The organism is Micromonospora sp. CPCC 206060 (assembly GCF_036906895.1).
In the GTDB taxonomy this organism is placed as follows: Bacteria; Actinomycetota; Actinomycetes; order Mycobacteriales; family Micromonosporaceae; genus Micromonospora.
The window spans coordinates 1-855 of record NZ_JBAKHU010000257.1; the positions used below are offsets into that span (position 1 = coordinate 1).

Sequence of the window (855 nt, forward strand, 5' to 3'; positions counted from 1 at the left end):
GTCGGTGGACATCGCAGCATCGTGCCCGTCGGTCGCACCAATGCCGGGAACCGGCCCCGCCGGTCCCGCCCACCCCGCCGGCCAGGACGACGCGGCCGGCCCCGCCGGCCAGGACGACGCCGTGAGGGCGTCCGGGTCGTCCAGCGGCCCGGGCAGCCCGGGCAGACCCGTGTCCGCCGGCGGGGCAGGTACCGGCCCGGACATCGGCGACGTCCCCCCGTGGTTCAGCCAGGACAGGTCCGCACCCTGCTGCGGGCGGTCCGGTCCGGGGGCAGGGCCCGGCAACGATGCTTGCCGGGGCTGACCCGGAGCGGTCACCCTGTACTGCGCCGGCACGCCACCGCGTCCTTCCTGGACCAGCTGCAGCAGACCACGGCCGCGCAATGCCACGATCCGCCTATGCACCGTCGGCTGCGGTGTGGATGTCGCATCGGCGAGGGTTGGCTCGCTGGCGGTGATGAGCCCGTCGTCGTTTATATGGTCGATCAGGGCGTTCCACAGCTGCCGCAGCTGATCCTGCTGCTGCCTTGTGGTGGCGATGTGGTCGGCGTGCTGGTCGAACAGCGTCCGGGCCTCATCCGGGTCGCTCACCCATCGGCTGCCCGCAGGAAGGGCCGGCAACGGTGCTTGCCGGGGCTGACCCGGATCGGTCACCCCGTACCGCGCCGCCACGCCACCGTGTCTTTCCCGGACCAGCCGCAGCAGACCACGGTCGCGCAATGCCACGATCCGCCTATGCACCGTCGGCTGCCATGTGGATGTCGCATCGGCGAGGGTTGACTCGCTGGCGGGGATGAGCCCGTCGCCGTCCATACGGTCGATCAGGGCGTTCCACAGCTGCCGCAGCTGATCCTG

Annotated in this window: 1 pseudogene; it reads right to left on the reverse strand. The window is 71.8% G+C overall.

Annotated elements, in window-relative coordinates:
* Window positions 1-855 (reverse strand): annotated as a pseudogene (locus V6U90_RS33595) (hypothetical protein); the annotation flags it as partial.